Here is a 16,791-nt window from a genome sequence, read left to right on the forward strand (position 1 = left end):
AATCAAAAATGTAACCATTCGGTTTTATTTTATATATTAGTAACCAAATGGTTACATGTAAGCAAGCAACACAATGAGAAGAGATGTATTTCAAGCCATAGCTGACCCTACCCGCAGGGAGATCATGTCTCTGCTGATAGATCGCCCCTTGAACCTGAACATGCTTTCTGAGAAGTTTGAGATGAGCCGACCCGCGGTATCCAAGCATGTGAAGATTCTCGAAGAATGTGGACTGGTACTCATCAATCAGCAAGGAAGGGAACGATACTGTGTACCCCAATTAGAACCATTAAGTGAAGTGGCGCATTGGATCGAACCTTTTAGGAAAATGTGGGAGTCCCGACTTGACTCCCTTGAAAACTACCTAAATGAATTGCAATCAAAAAAGAAGAACTCATGAATACTGATCACCCTATTATCATCAAAAGAACCTTCAACGCTCCCCGACAACTCGTTTGGGATGTGTGGACACAACCTGAACATATCATCAAGTGGTGGGGTCCCGAGGGCATAACCACACGAGTGGAGTTTATGGATTTTAAACCTGGCGGTAAGTGGAAATATGTGATGACCGGTCCTGATGGCACGGAATATCCGGTTACGGGAATTTTTCAGGAAGTTAATCCTATCGAAAGATACACTTCTACGGATGATTTCGCCGATGAGTACAAAGAACATGCGCACGGCATGGACCTGCCTAACATATTGCTGGTAACTACCCTTTTTTCTGATTTAGGTGAACGAACAGAAGTAACGATCATTTTCACTCACCCAACCGAAGAAGACAAGGAGAAACATGAAAAAATGGGAGGTGCTTCCGGCTGGAACTCAAGCTTTAAAAAACTCGACGATTACTTTATTCAACTTCGAAACTGAGATGATACCTATTCAAGAATCCGATAAAAGCATACATTTTCAGCGTGTTCTGAATGCGCCCATTGAACTGGTATTTGAGGCCTGGACCAGACCGGAGCATTTAGCTAGATGGTGGGGCCCTACAGGCTTTTCCCTTACTACAAGTTCATTCGACTTAAAACCGGGTGGAATCTGGGATTTCATCATGCATGGACCTGACGGACGCGATTTTGAGAACAGGATACGCTTTGTTCAAATAGCTAAGCCGGGGTTTCTTCACTACCAGCAGATGGGGGGCGGGGATACCGAAGATATCTCCTTTGAGGTAAAATTGTATCTTTCGGAAATTGGAGAAAACCAGACATTACTCTCCATGAAGAGCACCTTCCCCACAGCAGAATTACTTCAACGTGTTGCAAGGGAATTCGGTGCAATCGAGGGAGGCATCCAACACCTTGATAGATTGGAAGAGATTCTCAACGAATCGCTTTTCAAAAATGAGTCACCTGAGCTGGAAATACGCACTACCAGGTTGCTTAACTATCCCAGAAAGCTTGTTTATGAAGCATGGACCAATCCTAGTAGCTTAAAGCAATGGTGGGGTCCTAAAGGATTCACAAATACCTTTCACGAGTATAACTTCAAAGAAGGTGGTCAATGGAAGTTCACCATGCATGGTCCTGATAATGGAAATTATGAAAATGAATGTACCTTTTTGAATATCCAACCCCCTTATTTGATCCACTGGAACCGTCAGTCACAGCCCTATTTCCGAGTGATTGCCACCTTTGATGGCATAGCCGGAGAACGCACCCATATCATTTTCCGACAGGTTTTTGAGAACAAGGAACTTCGAGATAAAATATTCAAATACACGGAGGGAAAAAACGACGAAAATTTTGATCGACTCGAAGCAGTGCTAAGCAAACTTGCCCAATAAGCTATTGTGACGCAATCACACCCATAGGCTGTCGCTTTTACACAACAAAATTGGCATTTGACCATCCTAACTTTGATCTACTAAAAACTAGAAATCATGAAAATAGCTGTAACAATCATCCGCCTTTTGCTCGGAGCATTACTCATCTTTTCATCGGTCTCCTACTTTTTCAATCTGATTCCGGTACCCGAACTCTCAGGTCCTCTCAAAGAATTCAATGAAGGAGTGGAGGCTACTGGCTATCTGTTACCACTGATCAAAGGTGTTGAGCTTTTATGCGGACTGGCCATGCTGACCGGTTATTTCTTACCGCTAGCAGTGGTCATATTCTTCCCTGTAGCGGTGAATATTATTTGTATTCATTTGGCCATTGCTCCCGAAGGAATACCAATAGCCGTTTTTGTAATTCTAAGCACGGTCTTTTTGGCTCTGGCTAACAAGGATTATTATAAATCTATGCTGGTAATTAAGTAAATTATTCTACTCAAAAACAAACAACATTATGGCATCAGTAAGCACCTACCTCAACTTCAATCGTAACACCGAGACCGCTTTTAATTTTTACAAATCGGTATTTGGAACAGAGTTCGTCGGACCTATTATGAGAATGGGAGAAGCACCTGCCCCGGAGGGAGCACCCCCACTCTCAGAAGAAGATAAAAATCTGGTTATGCATGTTGCACTGCCCACCATCGGAGGACATCAACTGATGGGAACGGACGCAGCAGAGTCCATGGGATTCAAATTGAATATGGGTAACAATATTCACATCAATCTCTCTCCTGACTCCAAAGAAGAAACGGACAAGCTTTTTGCAGCGCTGTCAGCAGGAGGCATGGTCACTATGCCTTTAGAAGACCAGTTTTGGGGCGACTATTTTGGTAGCTGTACAGATAAATTCGGTGTTCACTGGATGTTCAACTGTCCGGCTAAATAGAACCTATACTAAACCATTCACCACGAGTGGCTATACTTCTCACCTGAACCTTCCTGACATGAGTACACTACAGAAAATCACTCCTTTCCTCTGGTTTGACGGGAACGCAAAGGATGCAGCAACATACTATTGCGACGTCTTTCCAGAATCCAAATTGATTAGTGAAAACCCCTTTGTTGTACAGTTCGAATTGATGGGACAGCAATTTGCGACGATCAATGGCGGTCCCCAGTTTCATTTCACGGAAGCCGTCTCATTCCTGATTAACTGTAAGGACCAAAAAGAAGTTGATTATTACTGGGATCGTTTTATTCGGGACGGCGGCACTCCATCAAAATGTGGATGGCTTAAAGATAAATTTGGGCTCTCGTGGCAAGTCATTCCAGAAAGTCTTCCCCATTTTATCGCAAACCGTGATCAGGGGAAAGCGGGTAAAGCAACTCAGGCCATGTTGCAAATGAGTAAAATCAACATCGACGAAATCGAAAAAGCCTTCAATTCGTAAATCATGACCAAGCTTACATGTGCCACAGATTGCGGCAACTCACCAAAAATGCAATTTATCAAGGACTTCAATATTGCTTTTGCGGAAAATGATTCAGGCTGGATCAAGTCAGTTGTCACCGACGACATTTATTGGGAAATGGTTGGGGATAAGATCATTCATGGCAAATCTCAATTTGATAATGAAATTGATACAATTGCCGATTACAGGCTAAAGGAATTGCATATCGAAAAGATACTATCTCACGGAAGATCTGCTGCCTCCTCCGGTATAATCGTTGGAATGGATGATAACAGGTATAAATTCTGTGATGTCTATGAATTTCAAAGTACTAAAGGGAAACTTATTAAATCGATCCAATCTTTCGTCATCCAAATATCATGAAAGATGCAGTAAAAACTATTGACGACTACATAGACACTTTCCCAGAAGAGGTGCAGGGTTCATTACAACGGATTAGGGAAGTCATTGCTTCAGCTGCTCCTGAAGCAATTGAATGTATCAGCTATGGCATACCCACTTTCAAACTTTATGGCAACCTGGTACATTTTGCAGGATACAAAAATCACATTGGCTTCTACCCTGCGCCTTCAGGAATCACAGCATTCAAAAAAGACATTTCCCAATACAAATGGGCCAGAGGATCCGTGCAATTCCCGCTAAATAAACCAATCCCATTTGATCTGATTAAAAAGATCACACAGTTTCGGGTTACAGAAAATCAGAAAAGACGTAATGGATAAATCCTGATTCAACTTGATATAGGTCAAGTAATGTCTTTCGTGCCCTGAAAAGTATAAGTTTCAATTCAAATTAACCTCCCTAATTCATAATATGTGATTAATTGAAATTATTTTACAGGTTTGTTAGATTACCGTTAATCCCATGCTAGCTATTGACCACCTAAACGCTGATCTGCTGGATCAGAAGCGTAAAGAAACAGACCCATTGGCAGATCAGGCCGTCTCCGCCATTATTGAAGGCGGATTCGAAAGGCATATCAATGATGTTTTTCTGAAACTTACAAGAAATCAGGATTACGATCCTGCCCTTTTCAGCGATCTTCCGAAGGAAGTTCAGGAAATAGTTGATCAATATTTTGAGGCCACCGCCCGTTTACCGGAATGGGCTGATCAAAGCAAAATAGCAGTTGGTCAAGAGGTATTTAGTCTTTACGGTCCTGAAGTCTTTATGCTACTAAATCTTAAGTCACTACCCATGTGCTATACCTGTGCAAAAGGTGCCAAAGTGCTTTATGATACTGGAAGGCTCATGGAACACGGAGGGAAAATCGATCCTTTGGTGCGTCGACTGATGGAAACAGCCCAGATGGTCGTCGACGTATTGCAGCCGGATGGACTAAAACCTAAAGGAAAAGGCATCGTGACCATGCAAAAGGTGCGATTGATCCACGCTTCAATTAGGTACTTCATCAAGAACGAGCGATTTAACCCTAAAGGCTGGGATGTGTCGGAATTCGGCGAACCCATCAATCAGGAAGATCTGGCAGGTACACTTATGTCCTTTTCGCCTATCATCCTTAGCGGTTTAAAACAACTGGGAATCAAACTTTCACAGGAGCAAATTGATGGCTATAGCCATTGCTGGAAAGTCATTGGTTACCAGATGGGCATTAGCGATGACCTGCTATCAGACAATTATGAAGACAACTGGGTTCTGGGCTGCAAAATTCTTGAGCACCAGTCAGCAGCCTCAGAGGAAGGCAAAGCCTTGACTGATTCGTGCATTGCTTTTATCCAATACATGATTCCCGGACATCTTTTTCAAGAGGTTCCGGAATATTTAATGTGGTATTTATTTCAGGATGTGGAAAAAGGGTGTGCGAAGCCTTTGGCTTCGATGATTGGACTTAAAGAACATAAAACGCTCCAGGATGAATTTGCTTTGACATTTTCCAAGATTCTTGGTGAGGGGTTCTCTATCATGCAACATTCCAAAATCATCAGCAGCCTGGCTTCAAAAATCAACAAACTATTGCTACAGGGATATATCAAACACCATAATGAAGGAAAAAATGTACGCTTTTTTATCCCCCCGTCTCTTCATGGAAGTTGGGGACTTGTAAGTGAGACTGACACTAAAAATACATTTTCAGCATGACCCAGGATTTTACCAGCAAAAAGCTAACATTGCTTATACTGATAACTCAATCAATTTTGGTGATCTGGTCAGCTGTCAGTTCAATAATAGCCGCAGGCCCTGCATCAGCTGCCATTGTTACTTATACGCTATATGCAATTTACGTTCTCTACTGCATAATAAGCAAGGACAAGGTCTTAATCCATCTGGTGTTATTCGCTACAATAGCCGGATTTTTGGAGCTTTTTACGGATCATTACCTGGTGGATGGCATTAATAGTCTGGTCTATCCCGGTAAAGAGGCTATGATCTGGAGCTCACCTGCCTATATGCCATTGGCATGGGCCAATGTGATCATCCAACTGGGCTACTACGGGTTGTTATTGAACCGATTGAGAGGCTGGGGACTTTCTGCCATCATCATGGGACTTGCGGGTGCATTTTACATACCTCTTTATGAACACCTGGCCAAAGGAGCCGGATGGTGGTGGTATTACCAAAACGTCCCAATGGTTTTTAATGCACCAGTGTACGTCATTATTTGCGAAGGTCTCATTTCCCTTTCTCTGCCCTTTCTATTATTGAAATCAGAACAAAAAGGCTACGGATTTACATCCATTATGGCTGTAATATGTGGTATTTGGATCTATCTAAGTGCCGTGCTGTCATATATGATTGGGGGATAATATATGGAATTACTTAAGAACGCATCGAAAATAGCAGAAGGCTTCAATTCTTCAATTTATCATTTGAAGGATAGTAGCTACAATGGCGATGTTATTCTTAAAGTAATCCAGGAGGACTTCAATTACTTCCCCCATTCGACTCAGCTCATTAACGAACACCGGCACGTTCAGAAGATCAAATCAAAAGGCATAAGAAAGTCCCTGGACCTTATCAAGGATCATCAGACGCCAATACTCGTTCTGGAGTATTTCGACGGAAAGACCCTAAAGGACATCATTCGAAACCGTCGACCATCCTTTATTGATGCACTCAGAATTGCCATCAAGGTCACTGAAACCCTCTCTGAAATCCATGGCGTTTATCATGTCATTCATAGAGACATAAGTGCTTACAATATATTGGTTAATGACCAGTTGGAAACCAGGATCATTGATTTTGGATTGGCAAGTAATGTTGACATAAAACAAACCGTAAAAGGCGTTAGTGACCAACTAGAAGGGACGCTCCCCTATATTTCACCAGAACAGACCGGAAGAGTCAACCAGGTAGTAGACAATCGCTCAGACCTTTATTCCCTTGGAGTTGTTTTATACGAGCTATTTACGGGTCAACTGCCGTTTCAACAGACAGACCCCTTAGAGATCATTCATGCGCATTTGGCTTTAAGGCCTACCACTCCCAGCGCTATTGACCCGTCAATTCCGGAAATCTTCTCCGACATCATTATGCGATTAATCGCGAAGGATGTCGAAAACCGATACCAGTCCGCGGGAGGCCTACTGGAAGACTTAAAAAAATGTCATGATCAGGTAGCTCTCAAGGTAGAAATAAAGGCTTTCGATCTCGGTCAAAATGATCAGTCCGGTAAGTTTTTGATCCCATCAAAGCTTTATGGTAGGGAAAGACAAAAGGAATGCCTGATCAATTCTATTGAAAACCTTGGGCAGGAGCATAAAGAAATCACACTGGTCTCAGGCAAATCAGGATCGGGTAAGACATCTCTGATCTATGAAATTCATAAACCTATCACGGAGAAGCGAGGTAACTTCATCAAGGGAAAGCACCAACAATTCCAAAAAGATCGTCCCTATCAGGCCATTAGTCAGGCCATCAATGGGTTAGTTAGTTTACTGCTTTCTGAGAGTGACAAGCGACTCAATGTTTGGAAAGAGCAAATAGTAAATGCTCTTGGTGAGCAAGGAAAATTGATTACTGACCTGGTTCCTAACCTGGAACTAATCATAGGCAAGCAAAAGGAGCTCCCGATTCTTGGGCTCAATGAGGCGCAAAATCGGTTCACTTATGTTTTTATGAGGTTCATAAAAGCATTAGCATCGGAGCAGCACCCTTTGGTGATGTTCATTGATGATCTTCAATGGGCAGACAGTGCATCACTCAAACTTTTAAAAACCCTGGTATGCGATCCTGAGATGAAACATCTCTACTTTATTGGGGCCTACCGGGATAACGAAGTAGATGATAGCCATCCACTCAATATTATCTTCAACGACCTTCCGGGTCTGGGTATAGATATTGTTGAAATAAAACTGGATGATTTGAGTTTTGATGATACCCTTTCTCTCATCCAGGATACTTTCTCATGTTCTGAGCAAAAAGGACGAGAACTCAATACCATCGTCCATTCAAAGACCGCCGGAAACCCATTTTTCGTCAACGAGTTTTTAAAGTCCATCTATGAAAACGAGTTAGTACGATTTGAATCGAACACTTCTAACAAGCGAGGAGAGTGGACATGGAACATTGAAGAACTGAAAGCCACCAATTTCACAGATAATGTGGTGGAGTTCATGATCGAAAAACTGAAAAAGATTCATCCGGACACTCAACAACTGTTAACACTTGGTGCCTGTATCGGTGACAGATTTGACCTAAAAACTCTCCGGTATATTAATGAACATAGTGATAATATCGTCGAGTACCTATGGCAGGCTGTCATTGAGCAACTACTCCTTGTGGAAGAGACTTCAGGCGAGCTGATGAAAGCCGTTTCCGTGTCAGCCTATGATGATTATCTGGGGCTTGAATTCCGGTTTGCACATGACCGAATCAGACAAGCTGCAATTGAATTAATCCCTGAAAATGAAAAAGGCGCTGTTCATCAGAAAATTGGGGAGCTACTACTGAGTAATATTAATCTTGAGAAAAAGCCAGAAAAGTTATTTGAGATCCTCGATCAGCTCAATAAAGGTATCCCCAAGAGCAAAGACAAGGCTTATCAGCTTCAATTAATTGACCTCAATGTAAAGGCTGGAAAAAAGGCCATGGCTTCCTCGGCTTACGACCTGGCTATTGATCACTTCGAATCAGCACGCAAACTTCACTCAGATTCAGACTGGGTCACTGATTACGAGCTCTCTTTTGAGTTGTTCTTATCTGAGATGGAGTGTCATCTCATTTTGGGGCATTATACCAAAATGGAGGGATTGGGAAATATTTTACTATCCAAATCTCAAACCCAACTGGATACCCTGAAAGCCCAGAACATCTTTGTACAGTCCTACATCGCTCAGAGTAAACATCATGAGGTGATCAATTACGGCTTGGACGTGTTGAGTGAAGTAGGCATAAAACTTCCTAAAAAACCAAACGACCTACATATACTAACAGCGCTGGGGAAAACCAAGTGGGTTCTCCGGTCACGAAAAGCAGAGGAGCTTGAGAACTTGCCGGAGATGACGGACGAAACACTATCTCTGGCTATCAAAATGATCTCAAGTATCAGTACCGCCTCCTATCATAACTTCCCCAAACTTTTCCCACTGGGCATCTTCAAGGCAGTACAACTTTCCTTAAAACATGGTAATCATGTAGAGTCAATCTCATTTTATGGAGGATATGGCACTATCCTTTGTGGGGTATTAGGACAATATGATGAAGGGTATGACTTCGGGCAACTATCCTTGCGACTTCTACGCCAATCAGACAAATTTCAAACGGTTCTTCCAAAGACCCTGGTGATCCAGTATGCCTTCATCAACCATTGGAAAAATCCCGTAAGAGATGCCATCGCACCCCTTCAGGAGGCTTATATCAAATCTCTGGAGATCGGAGATAATCAATATGCTGCTTCCGCAGTATTCCTGAAAATTTGTGCTGAATACAATTGTGGTGTAAGCCTGAATCAAATAGTGAATGAGGCCATCCCGTATCTGGAGAAAATGAATTCTCTCAATCAGGAAAGCTATCAACTTTACACCAAAATCGTTTTCCAAAGCATTTTGAATATTCACTCTGATTTGGATCAGCCGTGGGAGCTGGAAGGAACTGAGTTTAGTCTGAGCCATTTCTATAGCGATCAATTCAAAAAGGAATTCCAAAAAGATCAAACGGCATTATTTCACATTAACCTTTCGCTGACCCTTATTCACTTCCTATTTGGAAATTATAAAGAGGCTTTGCATCATATAGATGAGGTAAAACGGTATATGGAAATTGCTTTAAGCACAGTCTACTTCCCTATTGTCTATTTCTATGATACCCTGGTCCGGCTCCGACAATTCAAATATTCTGAGAAGTCAACACAAAAGAAATGGATGAAAATAATCCGGGGCAATGTCAAGAAATTGGTGAAATGGGCTCACCATTCCCCTTCGAATTTTCAACATAAGTATGATCTTATTCAGGCGGAATTGGCTGCCATAAGCAACAATCCTGATTCAGCAATAACACATTATCAAAAGGCCATTACCAATGCGGAGAAAAGCGAATACCAAAATGAATTAGCCCTCTCCCAGGAACTTTACGGACGATTTTTCGCTCGAAAGGGGGATCACGAAGCAGAATCAAAGCAACTGAAAGCAGCTCTTAAGACTTACCAGAAATGGGGCGCAAAATCAAAGGTAGCACAGCTCAAAAAAGAGTTTTCGTACCTCAAAGAGAAACGAAACATTGACCTGACCTCCACCTTTACGTCTGGTTCTTTGGGTACCATGAGCGGATCGGTGGCCCTTGATTTAAGTTCTGTTCTGAAAGCTGCCAGCACCATTTCCAGCGAAATTCAGCTGACCAAAGCCATTCCGTCCCTACTGAACATACTCATTGAAAATGCAGGCGCACAGACCGGGGCATTTATACTCGTAGAAAATGGAGGGAAGGAGAGGTTATCGATCTATGCCACTTGTCATGTAGGCGAGGAAGCCAGTATGGTTGACCCCGTTTTGGTAGAAGAAGCTGACAATATACCGGAATCAATCATACGCTATGTCCATCGTACCCGTGAAAGGATTATACTGGACAATGGCCCTGCGGACGATCGCTTTGGAAATGATCCTTACATTAGAAAAGAAAAAGTGCAAAGTGCACTCTGTTTACCGGTAATCCACTCGGGAAACCTACTTGGAATTATCTACCTTGAAAACAGGCTGAATAAAGGTGTATTTACGGCTGAGCGCACCGACCTCCTATCTATGCTCTCAGGACAAATAGCCATTACGCTCAATAACGCCCTGCTTTACGACACGTTGGAGCAAAAGGTGAAAGAGCGCACCAGGGAAATCGAACAGCAGAAAAACATTCTGGATCGGCAAAATGTACAGCTCACAGAACTTAACAACGATAAGGATTACCTTATCAGTGTCGTTTCCCATGACTTACGAAACCCACTCTATCTTATCAAGGGATACGTAGACATGGTCATGGCTGACCCTCAATCTGATGAAGCCAAAGAGTATCTCAAACATGTTCTTGAATCAAGTAACCGCATGGAGGGCCTTATCACCAGGATACTGGATACTAATGCCATTAACTCCGGAGAAGTCAATGTAGAGTACTCAACGTTTGAATTGATCGCAGAAATTCAAAATGAAATTCACAACCATCAGGAAAAGGCCCGAGCGAAGAAAATCAGCCTGACATTCAATTCGGATATAGATGAGGTCAGCATAACATCTGATGCCAGCCATATTCGTCAGATCTTAGACAACCTGATTTCAAATGGCATAAAGTACACCCAGAAAAATGGAGAAGTGGCTGTATCCATTGGACATGGAAATAGTGAAGGATGGGTCATCCTGTCTGTGGAGGACAATGGGCAAGGCATGAGCCGGAAAGATCAAAAACTCCTGTTTAGCAAATTTCAAACATTGAGTTCTATTCCTACGGCTGGTGAAAAGTCAACCGGAATAGGGTTATCCATAGTGAAACGCTATGTCGAGTCACTCAAAGGTCATATCCGGGTAGAAAGTGAACCTCATAATGGCTCAAAGTTTTATGTTGAGCTGCCTTTGGCACCCCAGAACTGATTGCCTTACCTCACCTTTAGACTCTTACCGTAAAAATGGGAATCTTTGTGTGGTTCGCTACACTTTCCGCATTGGATCCGGCGATTAGGTGACCGATCCCAGTGTAGCCGTGCGTTCCCATGACAATCAGATCAGCTTTTTCCTTTTCGGAAAAATGCAATATGCCATCCGTTACAAAAGGGGAATCATAAACATGATATGTGTAATCTTTAAAATGATGGTATTTCGCAAACTCCTGAATTCGCTCGATGGCAGTATCTTCTGTATAGGCCCAATCTGATGAGTTATAGACTTTCAGCAACTTCATCTTTAATCCAAGCATTTTTTGGAGGTCCTTGGCCAGTTTTATGGATTTGTTATCAGAAAAATCAGTCGCAAAAACCATTTCTGACATTTGAGAGAAATCAACCTCATGCTTCACAGTTAGCACAGGCACTTCCGAATAGCGTATTACGCGCTCCGTATTTGACCCAACAAATATTTCTTTTAAGCCAGATGCACCCTTGGAGCCCATAACAATCAAATCTGCCTGCTCGCTAACAATGGTCTTTTGAATGCTATCAAAGGGCTTACCATAAAGCAAATCACCTGAAATCATCAGGTCACCTGATAAGTGCTTCTCAACAACATGGTTCAATTTATCTTCGAGGACTTTGATGATCTGATCATTGTAGAGATTCTCCATCTGAAAACCTCCATATTCCGGGTAAAGGCTCAGGTATCCGGAAGGAACCTCCACTACATGAATCAATTTGATAGTTGCTTCCTGAATCTTTGCCAGCTGTATAGCAGTATTCAGGGCAAATTCTGCCTCGGTAGAAAAGTCATAGGGTACAATTAGCGTTTTCATAACATTCAGGTTTATAGGATATGAATCTTAACAATTTAAATGAAAAAAACACTCTTTAGAATCACCTTTCTCAATGACCTTGGTCAGTTTCCTGAATAGCTGTTTTACGTTATAAATAATAGATAGAAACGTCAAATAGCCATGTTTGCAATCGATCAAACGACTAAATCCAAGGTTCCGTTGACCTGTGAGCCTCTTGATGACAAGGCGCATAAGCAGCTCCATGGAAATTCTTATGCTGATAAGGAGCAGGCACAAGTAATAGGAGAGCTCATTTCATTGAAGTACGAACGGTCTGAGCAACAAGAACAGTTGCGTAGACTCTTTTTCGTGATTGGACTAATCATAAGCCTGTTATCTCTCATCTTGCTTTTTGAATGGAAAACCTATGACAGCGGTGATTTAGTTGATCTGGGTGATATAGAGGCAGATTTTGATGAAATAGTTGAAATTCCACCAACAGAACAGCCACCACCCCCTCCTCCCTCCAAAAAGCTTATTGCTCCGGTTATTCAGGAAGTCCCGGATGAGGTAATTATAGAAGAAGTGGAAATTGAACTTGATGTAGAGGTCACACAGGATGAAATCATTCGGGATGTTAAATACAACCTCGACCTACAGGCCGATCCGCCTGCAGAGGAAGCTGAAGAAATCTTTGACATTGTTGAGTCACGTCCTGAACCCGTAGGTGGCATGAAAGCCTTTTATGAATATGTTCAAAACAATCTAAAGTACCCTGCCACAGCCCGAAGACTTGGACTAAGCGGCAGAGTCTACGTTCAATTTGTTGTAGAAAAGGATGGTTCAATCACAGATGTAAAGGTCATCAAAGGGTTTTATGATGCTTGTGACCAGGAAGCCGTCAGGGTTATTCAGGGAGCTCCTAAATGGAAACCGGGGGCACAACGTGGCAGGCCCGTTAGAGTTTATCAAAGGCTCCCGATTGTATTTAAGCTTCAAGAGCTATAAATGAGATAAGATCGAGCGCAAACAAAAAGGGGCACCTCAATGAGGTGCCTCTTTTTTTATGAAAAACACTAAAGATTAAGAAAGCTATGCAGGTATGGAGCTATTTTCCATCGCAGGGACCACCACCACAGGGCATTCCAAATGCCTTAGCATTTCCCCTGTCATACTACCAATTTCATTGCTGCCTGTCCCATTCAATCCCATCACAATAATTTCCGCCCCAGCCTCTCTGATAAAGTTTGTAATCGCCTCCAACCTGTCCCCATAACCAATGACACTCTTCACATTCAAACTGTACAGACCTGAAAGGTTTTCACTTATATTCCTCAGCTTGGTATCAATCTCTTCTACATACTGAGAATCACTGGTATATGGCGTGATGTGCATTAGGGTCAATGGAGAATTGCTGCCTTTGGCCAATCTAATACCTGTCATCACTGCCTTCCAGGCTGTGGGTGAAAAATCTGTTGGTACTAAAACTCCCTTTATATTTTCCATCTTCACAAACTTGATGTTCCAAAGATGTCGGGGTTTCGTTTTTTGCCACATGACATTTGTCACCCGATGAAATGATTAACTTCGAGATAGTCAAATGACGCCAGGAGATATCTTTGTTCTATGGACTCGGGAATAAACCTAATTAATGAAGTCTTTCTAGCCGCCTCTGAAGGAATTATCATTTCGGATAAAAAAGGCCGTATCATCTCAGCTAACCCCACCGCGGAGAGGATGTTTGGTTATAACACTGGAGAGCTGGAAAACATGCTTATTGAAGACCTGGTACCCCAGAGCATCAGGGATCATCATCATGCCCACAGGTCCCAATACTTTCATCAGCCAAAACCACGTCCAATGGGTATCGGGATGGACCTTTTTGGGCAAAAACGAGATGGCAATGTATTCCCAATAGAAATTAGCTTAAGCCATTTTATACAGGATAATCAACCCTTTGTTGCTTCATTCATCAACGACATTACGGAAAGAAAAAAACAGCAGGAGCAGCTCAAACAATACGCCAACCAGCTGGAAGAAAAAGTGAAAGAACGAACCCAGGAATTGGAACACCTGAACCTGGGACTTCGCAAAGAGGTCATGGACCGCAGAGCCGCAGAATTGGCGCTAAGAAAGAGTCAGAAACTTTATGAATTGATTGCCCGAAATTTTCCTAATGGGGCTGTGAATGTTGTAGATAAGGAATTCAATATTCTATTCCGTGAAGGAAAGGGACTAAAGTTCGATACTGACGAGCAAGGAAACTATATTGAATTAATTCCTCCTGAAGATCAGGATTATATCAAAAATTGTCTTGCCGAGTGTCAGAAAGGAGATCAAAGCACCTGGGAACACCATCTCGATGGAGAAACCTTTATGGTGCATGCGGTCCCTATTTCGTTTGATCAGAATATATCAGAACAAATCCTCATCGTAGAGGAAAACATAACCGAAATAAAGAAGGCCGAACAGGAAACCCGAAAACTTCTTTCACGAGAGCGTGAACTCAATGAAATGAAGTCCCGATTCGTGTCCATGGCCTCACATGAATTCAGAACTCCTTTAAGTACTGTCCTTTCTTCTGTGAACCTTATTGCCAAATACACAGAATCCGATCAACAGGAAAAAAGAGACAAACATCTTAATCGCATTAGGGCATCTGTAAAGAACCTCACAGAAATACTTAATGATTTCTTATCTCTGGAAAAATTGGAAGCCGGGGCGATTGAGTGCCTGATGGAAGAGGTGGACATGCAGGCTTTCACCCAGGAGGTGATCGATGACCTTTCAGGAATTAAAAAAACGGGTCAGAAATTCAAATTTGATCACAAGGGAGCGGTTATTTTCACAACTGACCCCAGGCTGCTCAAAAATGTTCTTATCAACCTGATTTCCAACGCCATTAAATACTCTCCGGAAAACTCGGCCGTCGATATTATCCAGGAGATTTCAGAGGATACGCTGAATATAGAAATTAAGGATCGAGGAATGGGTATCCCTCTTGAAGAACAAAAAGACCTTTTTCAAAGATTCTTTAGAGCAAAAAATGCTTTCAACATTCAGGGAACAGGTTTAGGGCTGCATATTGTAGATAAATATATTAGTTTGCTTTCTGGTGAGATTAAGTTGGAAAGCGAAGAAGGAAAGGGTACAACTATTAAAATTTTACTTCCAAATGGAACAAAGGAAACTACTCGTCATTGAGGACAATGAGGAAATGCGTGATAACATCGTAGAGCTCCTGGAATTGAGCAACTACAAAGTTTTTGATGCCGGTAACGGAAAAGACGGAGTGAAACAAGCCATTAAGGAAACGCCCGATCTGATTATTTGCGATATCATGATGCCCGGAATGGATGGGTATGAAGTCCTTTATCTTCTATCACAAAACCCGAGCACTTCGGCCATCCCATTTATCTTTTTGACTGCAAAAAGTGAAAAGTCAGATTTCCGAAAGGGCATGAGCATGGGAGCAGATGACTATCTGACGAAGCCCTTTGAGGAAATGGATTTATTGGAGGCAGTAGAGCGTCGACTAAAGAAATACGATCAACTGCAAACCGAACGTAAATCAGGAGTAGAAGGCTTTCTTGAAGAAGCCGCCAAATTTGGTAGCTTAGAAAACCTGAAGAGGGATAGAAAAACGCGCCATTTTGATAAAAAGGAATCGATTTTCAAACAGGGAGATTTTCCGCACTACCTCTATGCCATCAAAAGCGGAAAGGTCAAGATCTTCAAAATTAACACCGATGGCAAGCAATTTATCCATCAGATCCTGGGACCAGAAGAATTCATGGGACAGCACGCCTTAATCCAGGATGTCAACCACACTGAATTTGCGGAAGCACTTGAACCAACGGAGGTCATTCTGATCCCAAGATTAGATTTTCAAAACTTAATCTTTCAGAACAGGGAAGTATCCTCGCAGTTCATCAAGATGCTTTCAAAAGACATCGTAGACAAAGAACATGAGCTCATCGGCCTGGCATACGATACACTGCGTAAACGTACGGCTGATAACCTGATCAAACTTTTGGACGCCAATAATGGTAGCGCGACGATCAATATCAGTAGAAATGACCTTGCGAGCATGGTCGGAACTGCTACCGAATCAGTCATTAGGGTATTGTCTGAATTCAAAAAAGACGGCCTGATCAAGATTGATAATACCGGCATCAGCATTGAACAGCCAGATGAAATCCGTAGAATTCGCTTTTAAAATCCTCAAATGATGCTAGGACTTAGAACTACCATTTACAAAGTCGATGACCTGCAAAAGGCTACGGAATGGTACGAGAAGGCCTTTAACACCAGCCCCTATTTCGTAGAGCCATTTTATGTTGGTTTCAATATAGGAGGTTATGAGCTCGGACTTTTGCCTGATGACACCGCTACTGCATCCAAAAGTCACAATATATTAAGCTACTGGGGAGTAGAGGACATCAATGAAACGTATCAATTTCTGTTATCTATCGGTGCCTCAGAATTAGAATCACCAACGAATGTCGGTGGAGAAATCGTAGTGGCCGCAGTAAAGGATCCATGGGGAAATGCGATTGGGATCATCTTCAATCCAGAATTTAAACTCCAATAGACACCGTTTTACACAAACAATATTTAAGTATCTGACTTAAGTCATTTGATTTATGATTTTTGAGGACTAACTTCATAACATTATCCTCCTCGAATATTCTT

General features: G+C 42.2%; 17 protein-coding genes. 15 read left to right on the forward strand and 2 right to left on the reverse strand.

Going from position 1 to position 16,791, the window contains the following annotated elements; all coding sequences use genetic code 11:
* Nucleotides 1-73 precede the first annotated feature (73 nt).
* From NXR94_RS08970 to NXR94_RS09020, 11 genes are all read left to right on the forward strand, one after another.
* Entirely contained in the window at nt 74-400 is a 327-nt protein-coding gene (locus tag NXR94_RS08970; protein ID WP_258104282.1) for a helix-turn-helix transcriptional regulator, read from the forward strand.
* A complete protein-coding gene (locus tag NXR94_RS08975; protein WP_258104283.1) occupies nt 397-876 on the forward strand; it encodes an SRPBCC domain-containing protein in 480 nt (159 codons plus the stop codon). Before NXR94_RS08970 ends, NXR94_RS08975 begins: the two co-directional genes overlap by 4 nt.
* 1 nt (nt 877) lies before the next feature.
* On the forward strand, nt 878-1,795 hold the full coding sequence (locus tag NXR94_RS08980) for an SRPBCC domain-containing protein (protein ID WP_258104284.1): 918 nt from the start codon (nt 878-880) through the stop codon (nt 1,793-1,795).
* Between the two features lie 96 nt (nt 1,796-1,891).
* Complete coding sequence (locus NXR94_RS08985) at nt 1,892-2,269, forward strand: DoxX family membrane protein (RefSeq protein WP_258104285.1); 378 nt, start codon at nt 1,892-1,894, stop codon at nt 2,267-2,269.
* Nucleotides 2,270-2,297: 28 nt separating this feature from the next.
* Nucleotides 2,298-2,732, forward strand: coding sequence for a VOC family protein (locus NXR94_RS08990; RefSeq protein WP_258104286.1), 435 nt, complete (start codon nt 2,298-2,300; stop codon nt 2,730-2,732).
* Nucleotides 2,733-2,790: 58 nt separating this feature from the next.
* Complete coding sequence (locus tag NXR94_RS08995) at nt 2,791-3,237, forward strand: VOC family protein (protein WP_258104287.1); 447 nt, start codon at nt 2,791-2,793, stop codon at nt 3,235-3,237.
* Nucleotides 3,238-3,240: 3 nt separating this feature from the next.
* Entirely contained in the window at nt 3,241-3,621 is a 381-nt protein-coding gene (locus tag NXR94_RS09000; RefSeq protein WP_258104288.1) for a nuclear transport factor 2 family protein, read from the forward strand.
* Nucleotides 3,618-3,980 carry an iron chaperone gene (locus NXR94_RS09005; protein WP_258104289.1) on the forward strand — a complete coding sequence of 121 codons (363 nt, stop codon included), beginning with the start codon at nt 3,618-3,620 and terminating at the stop codon, nt 3,978-3,980. The genes NXR94_RS09000 and NXR94_RS09005 overlap by 4 nt, the downstream gene beginning before the upstream one ends.
* A 142-nt stretch (nt 3,981-4,122) precedes the next feature.
* Nucleotides 4,123-5,358, forward strand: a complete 1,236-nt coding sequence (locus NXR94_RS09010) for an oxygenase MpaB family protein (protein ID WP_258104290.1) — start codon at nt 4,123-4,125, stop codon at nt 5,356-5,358.
* Nucleotides 5,355-6,023 carry a DUF6989 domain-containing protein gene (locus NXR94_RS09015; RefSeq protein WP_258104291.1) on the forward strand — a complete coding sequence of 223 codons (669 nt, stop codon included), beginning with the start codon at nt 5,355-5,357 and terminating at the stop codon, nt 6,021-6,023. The genes NXR94_RS09010 and NXR94_RS09015 overlap by 4 nt, the downstream gene beginning before the upstream one ends.
* Before the next feature lie 3 nt (nt 6,024-6,026).
* Nucleotides 6,027-11,285: an ATP-binding sensor histidine kinase gene (locus NXR94_RS09020; RefSeq protein ID WP_258104292.1), complete on the forward strand. Its 5,259-nt coding sequence runs from the start codon at nt 6,027-6,029 to the stop codon at nt 11,283-11,285.
* Nucleotides 11,286-11,301: 16 nt separating this feature from the next.
* On the opposite strand, the gene NXR94_RS09025 is transcribed toward NXR94_RS09020, so the two are convergent.
* Nucleotides 11,302-12,135 (reverse strand): universal stress protein, encoded by an 834-nt coding sequence (locus NXR94_RS09025; RefSeq protein WP_258104293.1) that lies wholly within the window; start codon nt 12,133-12,135, stop codon nt 11,302-11,304.
* 141 nt (nt 12,136-12,276) lie between these two features.
* On the opposite strand from NXR94_RS09025, the gene NXR94_RS09030 reads away from it, so the two are divergent.
* On the forward strand, nt 12,277-13,104 hold the full coding sequence (locus NXR94_RS09030; RefSeq protein WP_308706262.1) for an energy transducer TonB: 828 nt from the start codon (nt 12,277-12,279) through the stop codon (nt 13,102-13,104).
* Between the two features lie 84 nt (nt 13,105-13,188).
* Here NXR94_RS09030 and NXR94_RS09035 read toward each other — a convergent pair whose 3' ends face one another.
* Nucleotides 13,189-13,602, reverse strand: a complete 414-nt coding sequence (locus NXR94_RS09035) for a universal stress protein (protein WP_258104294.1) — start codon at nt 13,600-13,602, stop codon at nt 13,189-13,191.
* A 120-nt stretch (nt 13,603-13,722) separates the two neighbouring features.
* On the opposite strand from NXR94_RS09035, the gene NXR94_RS09040 reads away from it, so the two are divergent.
* The 3 genes from NXR94_RS09040 to NXR94_RS09050 are packed head-to-tail and all read left to right on the forward strand — an operon-like array spanning nt 13,723 to nt 16,690.
* Entirely contained in the window at nt 13,723-15,300 is a 1,578-nt protein-coding gene (locus NXR94_RS09040) for a PAS domain-containing sensor histidine kinase (RefSeq protein ID WP_258104295.1), read from the forward strand.
* On the forward strand, nt 15,272-16,315 hold the full coding sequence (locus NXR94_RS09045; RefSeq protein WP_258104296.1) for a response regulator: 1,044 nt from the start codon (nt 15,272-15,274) through the stop codon (nt 16,313-16,315). The genes NXR94_RS09040 and NXR94_RS09045 overlap by 29 nt, the downstream gene beginning before the upstream one ends.
* A 9-nt stretch (nt 16,316-16,324) precedes the next feature.
* Complete coding sequence (locus tag NXR94_RS09050) at nt 16,325-16,690, forward strand: VOC family protein (RefSeq protein ID WP_258104297.1); 366 nt, start codon at nt 16,325-16,327, stop codon at nt 16,688-16,690.
* Nucleotides 16,691-16,791 lie beyond the last annotated feature (101 nt).

It is taken from the genome of Marinoscillum sp. MHG1-6 (genome assembly GCF_024714475.1).
GTDB lineage: Bacteria > Bacteroidota > Bacteroidia > Cytophagales > Cyclobacteriaceae > JAMZMI01.